Genomic DNA, 13,415 nt, shown 5'->3' with positions numbered 1-13,415 from the left:
ATGGTGGTGTTGCCTGCGGGGAGTGCCGAGGCGCATCCGCTCGGGAACTTCACCGTCAACCGTTACGACGGGCTCGTGGTCACCCCCGGGACGCTGCGGGTCGACCATGTCGAGGACCTCGCCGAGATCCCCGCCGCCCAGGCGAAGCCGGAGATCGACCGCGACGGCGACGACGCGCTGTCCGGGCGGGAGTTGGGCGCGTGGGCGGCGCGCCGGTGCGCCGGCGCGGCGGAGGGGGGGCGGCTGACGGTCGACGGGCGCGAGGTGCCCGTACGCGCCGGGCGCGCGCAGGCCCGTCAGCGCCCCGGACAGGCCGGGCTGCCGACACTGCGGGTGGAGTGCCGCCTCACGGCCGCGCTGGGCGACGGCGAACGGGCGACGGTCGCGTACCGCCCGCGTGACATCGGTACGGGCCCCGGCTGGCGGGAGGTGACGGCACAGGGCGACCGTATGACGCTCACCAACACCAACGTCCCCAAGACCTCCGCCTCCCACCGGCTGGTCCGCTATCCGGCGGGGCAGCTGTCCTCGCCGCTCGACCAGCGGTCGGCCGCGCTCAAGGTCGAGGCGGGCGGCCCCGCGCTGGCGAACGCGGCCGAGTCCGACCGGGACGAGGCGGTGGGCTCTTCGGTGCTGCCGCGCGGTGTGGACCGGTGGACGCAGGCGCTCACCTCGATGGTGGCGCGCCATGACATCACCTTCGGCTTCGCCCTTACGGCCTTCGCCACGGCCGTCCTGCTGGGCGCGATGCACGCCCTGGCCCCCGGCCACGGCAAGACGATGATGGCGGCGGCCGCCGCGGCGGGCGGGCGCAGCGCGCTGCGCGACGTACTGGCGCTGGGCGCGTCGGTGACGGTCACCCACACCTTGGGGGTGTTCGCGCTGGGGCTGCTGGTCACGGCGGGTTCGGCGGCCGTCCCCTCGGTGATCTCATGGCTGGGCATCGCGAGCGGTGTGCTGGTGGCGGTGGCCGGGGCGGGGCTGCTCCGCAAGGCACTGCGCCGCCATCGGCATACGCGCGCCCACAGCCACGATCACGGCCACGGCCACGCGCATACACACGACCAGGAGCACGGCCACGGCCACGGCCATACGCACACCCATGACCACGGCGACGGTCACACCCACACCCACGAGGTGCGTCCCACCCTGCGCGGCACGCTGCTGCTCGGGTTCGCCGGGGGCATGGTGCCCAGCCCCTCCGCCGTCATCGTGCTCGTCGGCGCGTCCGCGCTGGGCCAGGCGTGGTTCGGCTTCGTCCTGGTGGTGGCGTACGGGCTCGGGCTGGCGCTGACGCTCACGCTGGCCGGGTTCACCGCGGTGCGCCTGGGCGTGCGGGCCACGGAGCGGCTGGCGGCGCGCAAGGGGTCCGGGGGCCGGATCGACCGGCTCCTGGGGGCGGTGCGCCGCGCCTCGCCCGTCGGGACCGCCGCCATCGTCCTCGCGTTGGGGTGCGGATTGGTGCTGAGGGGGGCGGCAACCACGCTCGGTTGAGGTACATTCAGCCCGAATTGCTCGGTTGAGGGGGAGGGGCTCGGCCATGAGCGAAGAGGGTTCGGGGCGGCAGGGCGAGCGGGTGGGCGGCGGCCGTTACCGCCTGCTGGGCGAGTTGGGCCGGGGCGGCATGGGCGTGGTGTGGCGCGCGTACGACGAGGCGCTGGGCCGCGAGGTCGCCATCAAGGAAGTGCGCGCCCCCGCCGGGCTCGGGGACCGCGACATCGACCGGCTGTACGCGCGGATGGAGCGCGAGGGCCGGGCGGCGGCGCGGGTCACGCACCGCAATGTGGTCACCGTCTACGACGTGGCCATGGAGGGCCGCCCGTGGATCGTGATGGAGTTGGTGCGCGGCCTGTCGCTGGCCGATGTGCTCGACGCCGAGGGGCCGCTGCCGCCCGCGCGGGCCGCGCGCGTCGGCGCCGAGGTGCTGGCCGCGCTGCGCGCCGCGCATGCGGTGGGCGTGCTGCACCGGGACGTGAAGCCGGGCAATGTGCTGATGGCCAACGACGGCCGGGTGGTGCTCACCGACTTCGGGATAGCGGTGGTGGAGGGCGATGCGGCGCTGACGCTGACCGGGGAGCTCGTGGGCTCCCCGGAGTTCCTCGCCCCGGAGCGCGCCCTGGGGCGGTCGCCGGGCCCGGAGGCGGATCTGTGGTCGCTGGGCGTGCTGCTGTACGCGGCGGTGGAGGGGGTCTCGCCGTTCCGCCAGGACACGCCGCTGAGCACACTGCGCGCCGTGGTGGACGAGTCGCTGCCCGAGCCGCGCCGGGCCGGGCCGCTCACCTCCGTACTGGAGGGGCTGCTGGACAAGGATCCGCGGCGGCGGCTTCCGGCGGCGGCGGCGGAGCGGCTGCTGCGGCTGGTGGCCGCGGGAGGCACACCGGCGGGCGGCTCGGTGTCGTCCTCGAACGCCTTCGGGCCTGCCGCCATGGCGGAGACGGAGCCGCTGGGCCGGTTACCGGAGCCCGGTGCGACGCCCGCGTATCCCCTCGTCCCGGATGGTCCGGCGGGGCTCGCCGATGAGCCACCGCCGCCCCGGCGGCAGCGGGCCGCGGTGGCGGCCTTGGTGGCCGGGGTGTTGCTGGCCGTCCTGTCGCTGGGCGGGTTGGCTTGGGCGCTGCTGAACAACGGCGGCTAGGGGTGTCCGACGGACCGTGACGCCTGCGGCGGGCTGCTTTCCCCCACCCGCCCCTTCCCTCAACTGGGACTCCGCCCCAGCCCCCGTTCCGGGACTCCAGCCCCCGTTTCGGGGCTCCGCCCCAGACCCCGTTCCGGGACTCCGCCCCACACCCGGTTTAGGGCTCCGCCCCAGACCCCGCAGACCCCGGACCGGAGCTCCACCCCACACCCCAGCTCGGAGCACCGCCCCAGACCCCGGATCTGGACTCCGCCCCACACCCCCGGACCAGGGCTCCGCCCCTGAACCCCGGGGTCCAGGGGCGAAGCCCTTGGTAGCGGGAAGGGGCGGGGAGGGGAAAGTATCGCTATGCGGCTCCGCCGCGTGGCCCGCCGGATGCGCCGGATGCGCCGGATGCGCCGGACCCGCGAGGAGGCCCCGGCGGGCGGGACCTCCTCCCCTGCGAGTGGTGGCGGGCGCGGGTCAGGCGGCTGAGCTGAAGACCGGCAGGTAGCCACCGGACTGACCGGCGGCGGTGGGGTGGTAGGACTCGTCGATGGGGATGGTGACGCTGTTCAGCCAGGCGCTGCCGGAGCAGATCTCATGCCCGGTGAAGGTCGCGGTGACGTCGCCGAAGCTGAACCCGTGGTCGGCGGCGCGCTTGGCGGTGACGGAGTTGAGGACATCGGCGCCGCCGTTGATCGCGGCGCGCTCGGCCTCGCTGAGGCCCACGACGCAGGAGCCGCTGAGCTTGTAGAACCGCGGGTAGCCGAGGACGACGACATGTGCGGAGGGGGCCTTGGCGCTGATGGCGTTGTAAACCTGGTCCAGCTTGCCGGGCAGGGTGTTCTGGACGAAGTTCTTGGCGCTGTTGACCGCGTTGATGCAGGTGGACTCGGACTGCAGCACGCAGGTCATCATGATGTCGGCGAAGCCCGCGTCATTTCCGCCGATGGAGATGGAGACGAGGCCGGTGCCGGAGTTCAGCGGGCCGAGCTGGTTGTTCAGCACGTCGCCCGTCTTGGCGCCGGAGCAGGCGGTGAAGTTGAAGCTCGAGGGGGCGTGCGAGGCGGCCCAGAGCGCGGGGTACGCCTTGGTGCTGCGCTTGCAGTTGCCGCTGGCGCCGTCGTAGCTGCCCGCGCCGACGCCGGATGAGTAGGAGTCGCCCAGCGCCACATAGGCGGGGCCCGCGCTGTTCTCGGTGGCCTGGGCGGAGCCGGCCCCGGTGAGGGCGAGGACGGCACCGACGACGAACGCACCCATCGTCGCCGTGAGTCTGGACAGTTTCATTCGATCTCCCTAGCAGGATCACTGCTGTGCCGATGTGAGGCGCGATAGCCCGAAAAATGGGCAATCGCGTTCGAAACCGTCAGTCACACCGCGGGGATCGATTGCAATGGTGTGACATGGATATGTCATCCCGCGCAACCGGCCGATCTATGCGGGTAGTTGGCAAAAATCTTTCGATACGCGGCTGATACGTCTATAGGTCGGATGGAATCCGGATGAGTCACCACACGACACCCCGGATGAGTCACCGCGCGGCGCCCGAACACCCCACCCGAACACCCCCGGCGCGCGACCGGCGCATACGGCGCGACCAGCGCTGATGAGGGCTCAACCGACCGCCCGTCCATGACGCGTTCGCACGCTTTCTCCGTCTTGACGGCATCCGTCGACTGCGCGACATTGAAGCCCGGCATCCGGCGCTTCGGGGGGCAAAGTCGCCAATGCGTACCATCACTGACAACAGACCGGCGGATCGGGCTTCACTGCCGGTGATCGTGGGCGCCGCGGTGGGCATCGCGGGCCTCGGCGCGGGCCTCGGCGCGGCACTCGCGCTGGCCGACGTCCACTCACCGCTGCGGGCGCCGTTCACACTGTTCTTCCTGCTCGCGGCGCCCGCGCTGGCCATAGGCAGCGCGCTGCGCGGGCTGGACGCGCTGGCCCGCCCGGTGCTGGCGGTGCCGGACACGCTCGCGCTGGATCTGCTGGTGGCGGAGGCGATGCTGGCGCTGCGGATGTGGTCGGCGCGCGGCGGGGTGGCGGCGGTGGGGGCCGTGAGCCTGCTGATCCTGGTGCCGACGCTGCTCACCCGACTCGCGCGGCGGCCGGCGAGTGCGCCGAAGGGGCGCGTCGCCGTCGAAGGGGAGTCGCGCGCGGGGAGCGAGGGCCGTGATTCCTGGTGGCGCGCTGGGGCAATGAGACGTTCGAGCGGGTGCGGCCGGGCGAGGTGGCGGCGATGGAGTACGTCTACGCCCATGACAAGCCGACCGTACGGGTGCTGTGGATGAGCGACGACCCCATCAACAACGTCACCCCCGCGATGCCGTGGGGCGCCCGCGACATGGAGCGGGTCCGCTACGAGCCCACCCTGGCGCCGCGCGATCCGGTGCTGGTCGGCAGCCTGGTCACGGCGCTGCGCACGGCCGGGCCGCACTCGTATCTGATGGTGGGCCGCGGCCAGTCCACCTGTCTCACCCTCGACTCCGGCTGTGCCGACCACTGGCAGGAGCGGCTGCGGCGCTCCCTGGACCAGCGCGCCGAGTTGCGCCGGGTGTTCGCGAACGGGGACGCGGCGCTGTACGAGCTGAAGCGGCAGCCGCGCGGGCCCGTGCCGGAGCCCGCGCCGGGGCCGACCGGTCCGCTGGTCGCCTGGACGCCGTGGTCGGTGGTGGGGGCGCTGGCGGCGGTGGCGCTGACGCTGCTGCTGGCGGCGCGCGGGGTGGTGCGGGTGGCGGTGCGGTCGAGCGTACGGCGGCTGCACTGGCTGCAGGGCTCGTTCTGGTTCGCGGTGCCGCTGCTGATCGTGGTGGTGGCGTCGCTGGTGCGGCCATCCCGAACGACCGGCCGTCGATCTTCGCCTTGATCGGCCGGTCGAGGGTGTGCACGACCAGCGCCGCGTCATCGTCGGCGAGGACCTGGACATCGGGCCGGTCGTCGGCGGCGATCTGCACGGAGCGGAAGGCGGTGCCGGGCGGGAACTCGTCACCAGCAGCGCCAGCGTGGCCATGCCGACGCCGAGCAACGCACCGGTCCGCCGGCGCCTCTTCTGCCATAACCTGGCCAACCCGTCCCGTTCCCTTCCCTGGGGCCCTTAGCGCCCCACAACGGGTGAGAGCATCCGTGAACGCCCCCATTCCGGTGGGCTTCCGTGGAACAGCTCGGTAAACGGCGACAAACCTTGGTGCGCCCTCGCCCTCCGTCCTGGATCATGGGGGCGGGTGCGCTGACCGACGCACCAGGCCCCCCGTTCTCAGGAGGCAGACCCTGCCTACGACACCCGCCGAAAAGTCCCTTCCCATCCGGCTGAACGTCGATGACAGCGATTCGCCGTCGGATGTCGTCGACGCGCTCTTTTTGGGACGCTTCGCGACCGGCGAGCAGCCGTACGCCCGCAGTCACTCCGTCGACCGGGTGAGGTCGGGCGCCACGTTGCTGCCGCCGTCCGCGACCGTGCTGCGCGCGGCCCGTGACGACGACCGCAGCGCGACGCTCGCCGAGGGCGACGGCTGGACCCTGCTGATCTCCCGGTGGAACCGGGGGGCGGACGTGACCGTGACCGCAGTGGACGACGCCCTGGCCGAGAAGGTGCTGCACCAGGCCGTGGACGGGGCGGAGGACGAGCCGGAGCCGCAGCCGGAGAACGTGGCGATGGGCTTCTGGTACGTCTCGCCGCGGCGCGGCCCGCACCGCACCACGCGGCAGATCTCGGCCGGGACCTGGGAGGAGATCCGCGACAACTACACGGCGCCGGTGGCCGAGGCGATGGACGGGCTGATGAAGGTCACCCCGGACGACATCGCCGGCCGCCTCCTGCTGCTGCACGGCCCGCCCGGCACCGGCAAGACCTCGGCACTGCGCACCCTGGCCCGCTCCTGGCGGGACTGGTGCCAGGTGGACTGCGTCCTGGACCCGGAGCGGCTGTTCACCGACGTGGGCTATCTGATGGACATCGCGATCGGCGAGGACGACGGCACGGCCAAGGGACGCTGGCGGCTGCTGCTCCTGGAGGACTGCGACGAGCTGATCCGCGGCGAGGCCAAGCACACCGCGGGGCAGGCGCTGTCCCGGCTGCTGAACCTGACGGACGGTCTGCTCGGGCAGGGGCGCAATGTGCTGGTCGGGGTGACCACCAACGAGGACCTGGAGCGGCTGCATCCGGCGGTGGTCCGGCCCGGCCGGTGTCTGGCCCGGATCGAGGTCGGCAAGCTGACCCGGCCGGAGGCGGTCACCTGGCTCGGTGGGGAGGTCGACGACCGGGAGGGTGTCATCGGGCGGGACGGGGCGACGCTCGCGGAGCTGTACGCGCTGCGGCGCGGCACCCGGCCGCCCGCCGTGCCGTCGCAATCGGCGGAGTCCAACGCGGGGCTGTACCTCTGAGCCGCCGGCTGTGCCTCCGAGCCGCCCACCGAGGGCCCACCGGGGGCGTCCGTGAGACGCCCACCGGGGGCCCGGCTCAGCCGTACAGCCCCCGCAGCCGTACGGACAGGCAGGTCACACAGCCCTCCATCTTCTCGAACTCGCTGATGTCCACCGGCACCGGCTCATAGCCGAGGTCGGCGAACAGCTCGGCGCTGCGCGGCGCGCTCGCCGCCATCAGCAGCTTGCCGCCGCCGAGCAGCACCACATGGGCGCCGGACTCCTCGGGGACGGGGAGGAAGCGGGGGAACGCGGCCGGGTCGTCCACCAGCGGCGGATAGCCGATGACGGTGCCGTCCGGCAGCGCGGTGACCGCCGACTTCAGGTGGAGCACCTTGCTGACCGGTACGGCCACCACTCGCGCGCCCAGCGGCTCCAGCGCGGCGCGCAGCTGGCGGATGCCGTCGCCGCTGGTGCGTCCGCCGCGTCCCACGTAGAGGGTGTCGCCGATCTTCAGGACGTCCCCGCCCTCCAGCGTCCCCGGCTCGCGGATCCGGTTCAGCGAGCAGCCGAGGCCGGTCACGGCCTCCTCGGCGGTCGCGGTCTCGGGCCTGCGGGACTCGGCGCCGGGGCGGCCCATCACCGCGACGTTGCGGTGGACGACCATGGTGTCCTCGACGAACACCCCGTCCGGGCAGTCGTCCAGCGCGGGCAGCTCGACCGTCTCCCACCCGTGCGCGCGCAGCGCCACGACGTAGACCTCCCACTGCCGCAGGGCCAGCGCGGGGTCGACCGGGGTGCGGTCGATATGGGTGACGAGCCCGTCGGCGAGGCGGGGGCTGGGGCGCCGGACGAGGGCTTTGCGGCTGGTCGTACGGCCGGTCATGGGGTTGGGCAGCGCGCTGGTCATGGGGGACAGCATGTCAGGCGGGGGCACTGCCTGAGCCACCCCGGCCGGGTCACTCGGCGTCGCCGTATACCGCGCGCAGCGCGTCCTCGACGGTGGCGAGGGCGGCCGCGCGGTCCAGGCCCAGCCGCCGCGCCCGCTGGGCGTAGGTCTGGGCGGCCTCGGCGGCCCGGCGCAGGGTCGCGTCGCCCGCCGCCGCGATGAAGGTGCCGTGGCGGCCGCGGGTCTCGATCACACCGTCCGACTCCAGGGCCCGGTACGCCTTGGCGACGGTGTTCGCGGCCAGCCCCAGCTCCTCGGCGAGGCCGCGTACGGTGGGCAGCTTGTAGCCCACGGGAAGCGCGCCGGAGTGGGCCAGCTCGGCGATCCGCGCGCGGATCTGCTCGAAGGGGGCGGTCGCCGCGTCCTGGTCGACGGTGATCTGCAAGGCCACGTTGGGGCTCCTGGGGCGGGGGTGCGGGACGGTGTTTGTGGCACCCATTGTGTGCCAGGTCGAGGGGAACCGCATGGTCCCGGTGATCTAGCCCACGAGCTGCGCAAATTGGGGGGCGGGCCGGGCTGACAGGCCGTAATCTGCGCAACCATGACCATGACTGTGCGGGAATTCCGGGCCACCGACGCGGAGGCCGTGGCGGCGGCGCGGAGCTCCGCCTTCCCCTATCTGGTGACCACACCCCGGACGGTGGTCTGGGAGTCGGAGAGCGCGCCCGTCGAACAGCACCACCGGCTGCTGGTCGCCGAGGCGGACGGGCAGGTGGTGGGCTCGAGCGAGATGGGCGTCTGCCACGACAGCGACGCGCCGGGGCTGGCCTTCGCCAATACGACGGTGATCGCGGGGGCGCGTGGGCGGGGCGCGGGTTCGGCGCTGGTGACCGCGGCGGAGGAGTATCTGTCCGGGCTGGGCACGGCGAAGATCTTCGCCTGGACGCTGGACGAGGTGTCCGCCGTCACCTTCGCCGAACGGCGCGGCTATCGGCGCGGCCGCTGCTCCCGCGTCCAGCGGCTGGACCTGACGGCGGCGGCGCTGCCGCCGCTGAGCGCGGGCGGCCTCCCGGACGGGGTGGAGCTGCGCACGGCGGCGGACTTCGCGGACGATCCGCGTCCGCTGTACGAGGCGGACGCGGAGTGCACGGTGGACGAGCCGGGCGACGTGGCCACGACCGCGCCGCCGTACACCGAGTGGCTGGCCCTGACCTGGGAACATCCCGCGCTGGACCGCGAGCTGACGTCGGTGGCGGTGGTGGACGGCGCGGTGGCCGCCTACAGCGTGGCCCACACGGACGGCCGGGGCCGCTACTGGTCCGGTATGACGGGCACCCGCCGCGCCTTCCGCGGCCGCGGTCTGGCCAAGCTGGCCAAGAACGACGCGCTGCACCGCGCCCGGTCGGCGGGCTGCCGGGAGGCGTTCACCGGCAACGACGGCGACAACGGTCCGATGCTGGCGGTCAACAAGTGGTTCGGCTACGAACCGGCGGCCACGGAGTGGCGCTACGTACGGGAACTCTCGGCGTAACCGCGTCGGCGCATCAGCGGGTCAGCGCGATTGGCGCAGCCCCGAGATGAGCAGCCCGACGAGACGGCGTGCGTCATAGCGGGGGTTGTCACCGGCGCCCGCGCAGAGGCTGCCGACGCCGCGCATCAGCTCATAGGCGTCCTGCCCGGAGCGGATCTCGTCGGCGTCGACCGCGGCGTCGAGCAGCTCGTCGCACACGGGCAGGAGCCGGTCGATGAAGTAGGAGTGCAGGGGGTCGAAGCAGGGGTCATCGGACTGGAGCACGGCGGCGAGGCCGTGCTTGGTGACCAGGAAGTCGACAAAGAGGTCGATCCACCGGCCCAGCGCGGCGTGCGGGGTCTCGCCGCTCGCCAGCAGCGCGGGAGCGGCTTCGGCGAGGGCCTCGACCTGGTGCCGGTAGACGGCGACGATGAGGTCGGCTCGGGTCGGGAAGTGGCGGTAGATCGTGGCCGTCCCGACACCGGCCTTGGCCGCGATATCGCGTATCGGCGCTTCCACGCCCGAGCTGACGAACACCGCGGCGGCGGCCTCGAGCAGCGCCTTCTCGTTGCGCCGCGCGTCCGCCCGCTTGGGCCGGGCCGCGCGCTCCGCGTCTCGATCGTTGTCGTTCACCGCACCCTCCCTTCGCGCTCGAGTCTAGCTAACCGGGACAACGTCCCAGAATCTCCGGCCATCAGAGCGGGGTCAGCCGATCGGACCCCTCGGGGGCGTACGCGATGGGGTCGTCCGGCTCATGCCAGTGGAGGGCGAACCGGTGCCCCGCGCGATACGCCTCGAGGCCCGCGCGGCAGTACGCCACCATGTCGTCCGGCAACGCGTCCAGCGGGAACCAGCCCAGCTCGGAACACTTCTCCGGCTCCCGATTGACAGGCTCGCACCCGCCCTCCCCTCGATCCCCCACCTCGGCCTCGAAGAACCACCCCGTACGGGCGTCCCCCGTCGGCGCCTTGTGCTGCAACACGAGCACGGCCCGCACCTCGTCCGGGCCGAGGCTGATCCCGATCTCCTCTGCCGCCTCCCGGATCATCGCGGCCCGCACGTCCTCACCGTCCTCGACATGCCCGGACGGGGCATGCAGCAGCCCATCCGCATAACCCGTGTTCGCCCGCCGCGCGAGCAGGACGTCGCCGCCCCGGCGCAGGATCAGATGCACATCGACGATCTCCCGATGCCGCCGCACCGGCGCGAGGTCCGCCACCAGGGCATACCGCTCGTCGCGCACGGCCCGCCCCCACAGCGCCGCGTCCGGCGCGAGCTGCTCAACCGACAGCCGCTCCGTCAACGGCCCGACCAGCGCGGACAGCTCGGCGGCGGTCAGCCCGACGGGCTCGGACTCGCCCCACCGCCCCTCGATCAGCACCAGCCGCCCACCCGGCCGCAGCAGCCGCACCCAACGCCGCAGCACCGCCCGCTGATCCGGCAGCATCCACAGCAGATGCCGCACCAGCACGACATCGAACCGCCCCTCCCCCACGGGCGGCTCCGCCGCGTCCCCGACGACCACCCTGGCCCCCGTCCCGGCCAGCTTCGCCCGCGCCAGCTCGACCATGCGCGGCGACCGGTCGACCCCCGTCACCCGATGCCCCCACCCGGCCGCGAGCGACGCGAGGCTCCCCGTGCCGCACCCGAGGTCAAGCACATCCACGCCCCGCCCGGGCAACCACTTCCGCAACCGCCCGGCCCACGCCGCCCGCACGGCCGGGTCCCGCAGCCCATGATCCGGCTCATCGTCGAAGCCCGCGGCGGCGGCGTCCCAGTAGGCGTTGGCCGAGCTCTCTGCACCCATACCGCGATGGTCGCACCGGCCACCGACAACGCCCGGGTCAGGGACTCCGCCGCAGCACGAGCGTGACGAAGCCCAGGGTGCCGCGGTAGCCGCTCAGCCACTGGGATCGGTGTTCGGCGGCGACTTTGTACGCGTCCAGGGCGTCGGGTTCCTCGCGGTGGTCCAGGGCCCAGCGGGAGAGGGAGCCGGTCCAGGACCACTCGTAGTCGTCCCACTCCCCGGCCGTGCTGACATGGCCGTAGACCGGCGTCCAGCCGTCCGCGACCACTCGGTCGACGGTCGTCGCGAGGTCCGCGTAGTCGTCCCAGGTGGCGCCCAGCGCGGAGAGGGCGGCGGCGTCGGGTTCGCGCTCCCAGAAGCCGTCGCCCACGAGGACATGGCCGTCCGGGGCGAGGAGTTCGCGCGCCGCCGCGAGAGTGGGCAGCAGGCCGCCGAAGGCGTGCGCGGCGCCGACGCTCAGGACCACGTCGAAGCGGTGCGCCGAGGCGAAGACCGCGGCGTCCATCTCATGGAGGACCAGCCGGTCCGCGACCTCGGATTCCTCCGCGCCCTCGCGCGCCTGCTCCAGGGCCGCGGTGTGGATGTCCACCCCCTCGGCGCGCATCCACGGATAGCGGACCAGCAGCCGCCGCAGCCATTCGCCGCCTCCGCAGCCGAGGTCGAGGGCGCGGTCGGCCTCGTCCGCCACCGCCCGGTCGAGCAGTCGGGCCACCGACTCGTCGGCGATCGGGGCGGCGATCGGATGGTCGGCGTGCGCGAGATGGGATCTCCGTTGACGGTCCATCCGCACAGCGTGGCAAGGCCCCACCCGCTCCGCAGCTCCTTTTCCGGGCTCGGGTCGCCTCCGGGGCGCCGAGCGCGCTGGCCAACCGCCGCCAAACACCCTTGACGGCCCACATGTTAGCGGTAACACTCCCCCTCGTGGACTCCTTGGAGCAACCAACGAGCACCCCCTCACCACCACCTCCCCAGCTCTTCAGCCGCGCCGCCGTGGCCGCCTCCTGCGTCGGCTTCGTCCTCATCGGCGCGCTCCAGGCGCTCTACGGGCCGTCGATCCCCGCCCTGCGCGACACCTACGGGCTGTCGCCTTCGGCGGCCGGGGTCGGTCTGAGCGCGCATTTCATCGGCGCGGTGGCGGGTGTCCTCGTCTTCGACCGGCTCTTCGGCCGGATCGGCAACCGCCGGCTGCTGGGCTGGTCCTACCTGCTCATGGCGGGTGGCGCGGCCGGGTTCGCGCTCGCGCCCACCTGGCCGGTCGCCATGGGTCTGGCGCTCCTCGCGGGGCTGGGCTTCGGCGGGATCGACTACGGGCTGAACCAACTCTTCGCCGTCGGCTTCGGGCACCGCAGCGCCGCCATGCTCAACATCCTCAACGCCCACTTCGGCATCGGCGCCGTCCTCGGCCCGGCCCTCATCGGCCTGGTAGGGGCCGCCCACTACCCCGCCGTCTTCCTCGGCTTCGCCGCGCTCACGCTGCCGCTGCTGCTGTGTCTGGCCGGGGTGCGCGACGAGGCCCCGCCGCGTGGCGGGGACCCTGAAACGGGCACCGGCACCGGCACGGGCACCAGCACCGGCACCGGCGCGCGCCACCGCGCCCGCGCCCGCGCCCGCGCCCGCGCCCGCAGCCTAGCCACCGTCCTCGGCGCCTTCGTCGTCCTCTACGTCCTCCACGTCGCCATCGAGTCGGGCGTCGGCGGCTGGGAGCCGACCCATCTGGAGACCGTCGGTTACGGGGCGACCGCCGCCGCCTCCGCTACCTCCGCCTTCTGGCTGATGATGACGGTCGGCCGCTTCCTCGTCGCCCCGCTCGCCCTGCGCTGGTCCGCCCAGGCGATCATCGCGGTGAGCTGTGCGGGGATGACGGGGTGTCTGCTGCTGGCCGCGATCCCGGCGGCGGCCCCGTACGCGTACGCGGGCGCCGGGCTGTTCATCGCGCCGATCTTCCCCACCGGGCTGCCCTGGCTGCTCCGGGCGGCGCCGCGCGCCCACCGGGCCGGGGCGCTGGTCATGGCGGCCTCGATGGTCGGCGGGGTCGCCGCACCGCCCGCGCTCGGCAAGGCGATCGAACTCGCGGGTGTCCGCGCCGTACCGCTGATCCTCTGCGCCGTCTCCGCGGTGTGCCTGATCACCACGGGATGGCTGATCCGCACGACCCGCCCCTCCGTATCCGCACCCATGGCATCGGCTCCTCGCGAGCCCACCGGGACGCGGGGCGGGCCCGGATGAGCCGGTG

The 13,415-nt window shown here is 73.4% G+C and carries 12 protein-coding genes and 2 pseudogenes; 8 read left to right on the top strand and 6 right to left on the bottom strand.

Going from position 1 to position 13,415, the window contains the following annotated elements:
* Window positions 1-1,494, top strand: coding sequence for a nickel/cobalt transporter (locus LIV37_RS38440; protein WP_243146249.1), 1,494 nt, complete (start codon window positions 1-3; stop codon window positions 1,492-1,494).
* Between the two features lie 17 nt (window positions 1,495-1,511).
* Window positions 1,512-2,381 (top strand): annotated as a pseudogene (locus LIV37_RS38435) (serine/threonine-protein kinase); the annotation flags it as partial.
* 716 nt (window positions 2,382-3,097) lie between these two features.
* On the opposite strand, the gene LIV37_RS38430 reads toward LIV37_RS38435, so the two are convergent.
* Complete coding sequence (locus LIV37_RS38430) at window positions 3,098-3,904, bottom strand: SGNH/GDSL hydrolase family protein (RefSeq protein ID WP_020872462.1); 807 nt, start codon at window positions 3,902-3,904, stop codon at window positions 3,098-3,100.
* Between the two features lie 440 nt (window positions 3,905-4,344).
* On the opposite strand from LIV37_RS38430, the gene LIV37_RS38425 reads away from it, so the two are divergent.
* The 4 genes and pseudogenes from LIV37_RS38425 to LIV37_RS38410 all read left to right on the top strand — a co-directional run bounded on the left by LIV37_RS38425 (window position 4,345) and on the right by LIV37_RS38410 (window position 6,997).
* Window positions 4,345-4,908 carry a hypothetical protein gene (locus LIV37_RS38425; protein WP_243146092.1) on the top strand — a complete coding sequence of 188 codons (564 nt, stop codon included), beginning with the start codon at window positions 4,345-4,347 and terminating at the stop codon, window positions 4,906-4,908.
* Window positions 4,794-5,483: pseudogene (locus LIV37_RS38420) on the top strand (lipopolysaccharide biosynthesis protein); the annotation flags it as partial. The gene LIV37_RS38425 and the pseudogene LIV37_RS38420, both read left to right, overlap by 115 nt.
* Before the next feature lie 16 nt (window positions 5,484-5,499).
* Window positions 5,500-5,715 (top strand): hypothetical protein, encoded by a 216-nt coding sequence (locus LIV37_RS52170; RefSeq protein WP_020872459.1) that lies wholly within the window; start codon window positions 5,500-5,502, stop codon window positions 5,713-5,715.
* Between the two features lie 169 nt (window positions 5,716-5,884).
* Window positions 5,885-6,997, top strand: a complete 1,113-nt coding sequence (locus tag LIV37_RS38410) for a DUF5925 domain-containing protein (RefSeq protein WP_121824025.1) — start codon at window positions 5,885-5,887, stop codon at window positions 6,995-6,997.
* 76 nt (window positions 6,998-7,073) lie between these two features.
* On the opposite strand, the gene ddaH is transcribed toward LIV37_RS38410, so the two are convergent.
* Window positions 7,074-7,862, bottom strand: coding sequence for a dimethylargininase (ddaH, locus tag LIV37_RS38405; RefSeq protein WP_121825022.1), 789 nt, complete (start codon window positions 7,860-7,862; stop codon window positions 7,074-7,076).
* Window positions 7,863-7,935: 73 nt separating this feature from the next.
* Window positions 7,936-8,316 (bottom strand): GntR family transcriptional regulator, encoded by a 381-nt coding sequence (locus LIV37_RS38400; RefSeq protein ID WP_020872456.1) that lies wholly within the window; start codon window positions 8,314-8,316, stop codon window positions 7,936-7,938.
* 150 nt (window positions 8,317-8,466) lie between these two features.
* Here LIV37_RS38400 and LIV37_RS38395 point away from each other — a divergent pair, with 150 nt between their 5' ends.
* Complete coding sequence (locus tag LIV37_RS38395) at window positions 8,467-9,396, top strand: GNAT family N-acetyltransferase (protein ID WP_121824026.1); 930 nt, start codon at window positions 8,467-8,469, stop codon at window positions 9,394-9,396.
* Between the two features lie 21 nt (window positions 9,397-9,417).
* Here LIV37_RS38395 and LIV37_RS38390 read toward each other — a convergent pair whose 3' ends face one another.
* From LIV37_RS38390 to LIV37_RS38380, 3 genes are all read right to left on the bottom strand, one after another.
* The gene (locus LIV37_RS38390) at window positions 9,418-10,008 is read right to left on the bottom strand and encodes a TetR/AcrR family transcriptional regulator (RefSeq protein WP_020872454.1); all 591 of its coding nucleotides are present in this window, start codon (window positions 10,006-10,008) and stop codon (window positions 9,418-9,420) included.
* Window positions 10,009-10,069: 61 nt separating this feature from the next.
* Entirely contained in the window at window positions 10,070-11,182 is a 1,113-nt protein-coding gene (locus tag LIV37_RS38385) for a methyltransferase domain-containing protein (protein WP_020872453.1), read from the bottom strand.
* Window positions 11,183-11,219: 37 nt separating this feature from the next.
* Window positions 11,220-11,966: an SAM-dependent methyltransferase gene (locus tag LIV37_RS38380; RefSeq protein WP_121825023.1), complete on the bottom strand. Its 747-nt coding sequence runs from the start codon at window positions 11,964-11,966 to the stop codon at window positions 11,220-11,222.
* 146 nt (window positions 11,967-12,112) lie between these two features.
* Here LIV37_RS38380 and LIV37_RS38375 point away from each other — a divergent pair, with 146 nt between their 5' ends.
* Entirely contained in the window at window positions 12,113-13,408 is a 1,296-nt protein-coding gene (locus LIV37_RS38375; RefSeq protein WP_252505888.1) for an MFS transporter, read from the top strand.
* Window positions 13,409-13,415 lie beyond the last annotated feature (7 nt).

This window comes from Streptomyces rapamycinicus NRRL 5491 (assembly GCF_024298965.1).
GTDB lineage: Bacteria > Actinomycetota > Actinomycetes > Streptomycetales > Streptomycetaceae > Streptomyces > Streptomyces rapamycinicus.
The sequence above is the reverse complement of the archived record's forward strand: the minus strand, read 5'-3'. Positions and strand labels throughout refer to the sequence as shown.

Excerpts from the sequence above, each read along its gene's own strand:
- LIV37_RS38440 (WP_243146249.1), top strand. The coding sequence starts at position 1 with ATGGTGGTGTTGCCTGCGGGGAGTGCCGAGGCGCATCCGCTCGGGAAC.
- LIV37_RS38430 (WP_020872462.1), bottom strand. The coding sequence starts at position 3,904 with ATGAAACTGTCCAGACTCACGGCGACGATGGGTGCGTTCGTCGTCGGT.
- LIV37_RS38425 (WP_243146092.1), top strand. The coding sequence starts at position 4,345 with ATGCGTACCATCACTGACAACAGACCGGCGGATCGGGCTTCACTGCCG.
- ddaH (WP_121825022.1), bottom strand. The coding sequence starts at position 7,862 with ATGACCGGCCGTACGACCAGCCGCAAAGCCCTCGTCCGGCGCCCCAGC.
- LIV37_RS38395 (WP_121824026.1), top strand. The coding sequence starts at position 8,467 with ATGACCATGACTGTGCGGGAATTCCGGGCCACCGACGCGGAGGCCGTG.
- LIV37_RS38385 (WP_020872453.1), bottom strand. The coding sequence starts at position 11,182 with ATGGGTGCAGAGAGCTCGGCCAACGCCTACTGGGACGCCGCCGCCGCG.
- LIV37_RS38380 (WP_121825023.1), bottom strand. The coding sequence starts at position 11,966 with ATGGACCGTCAACGGAGATCCCATCTCGCGCACGCCGACCATCCGATC.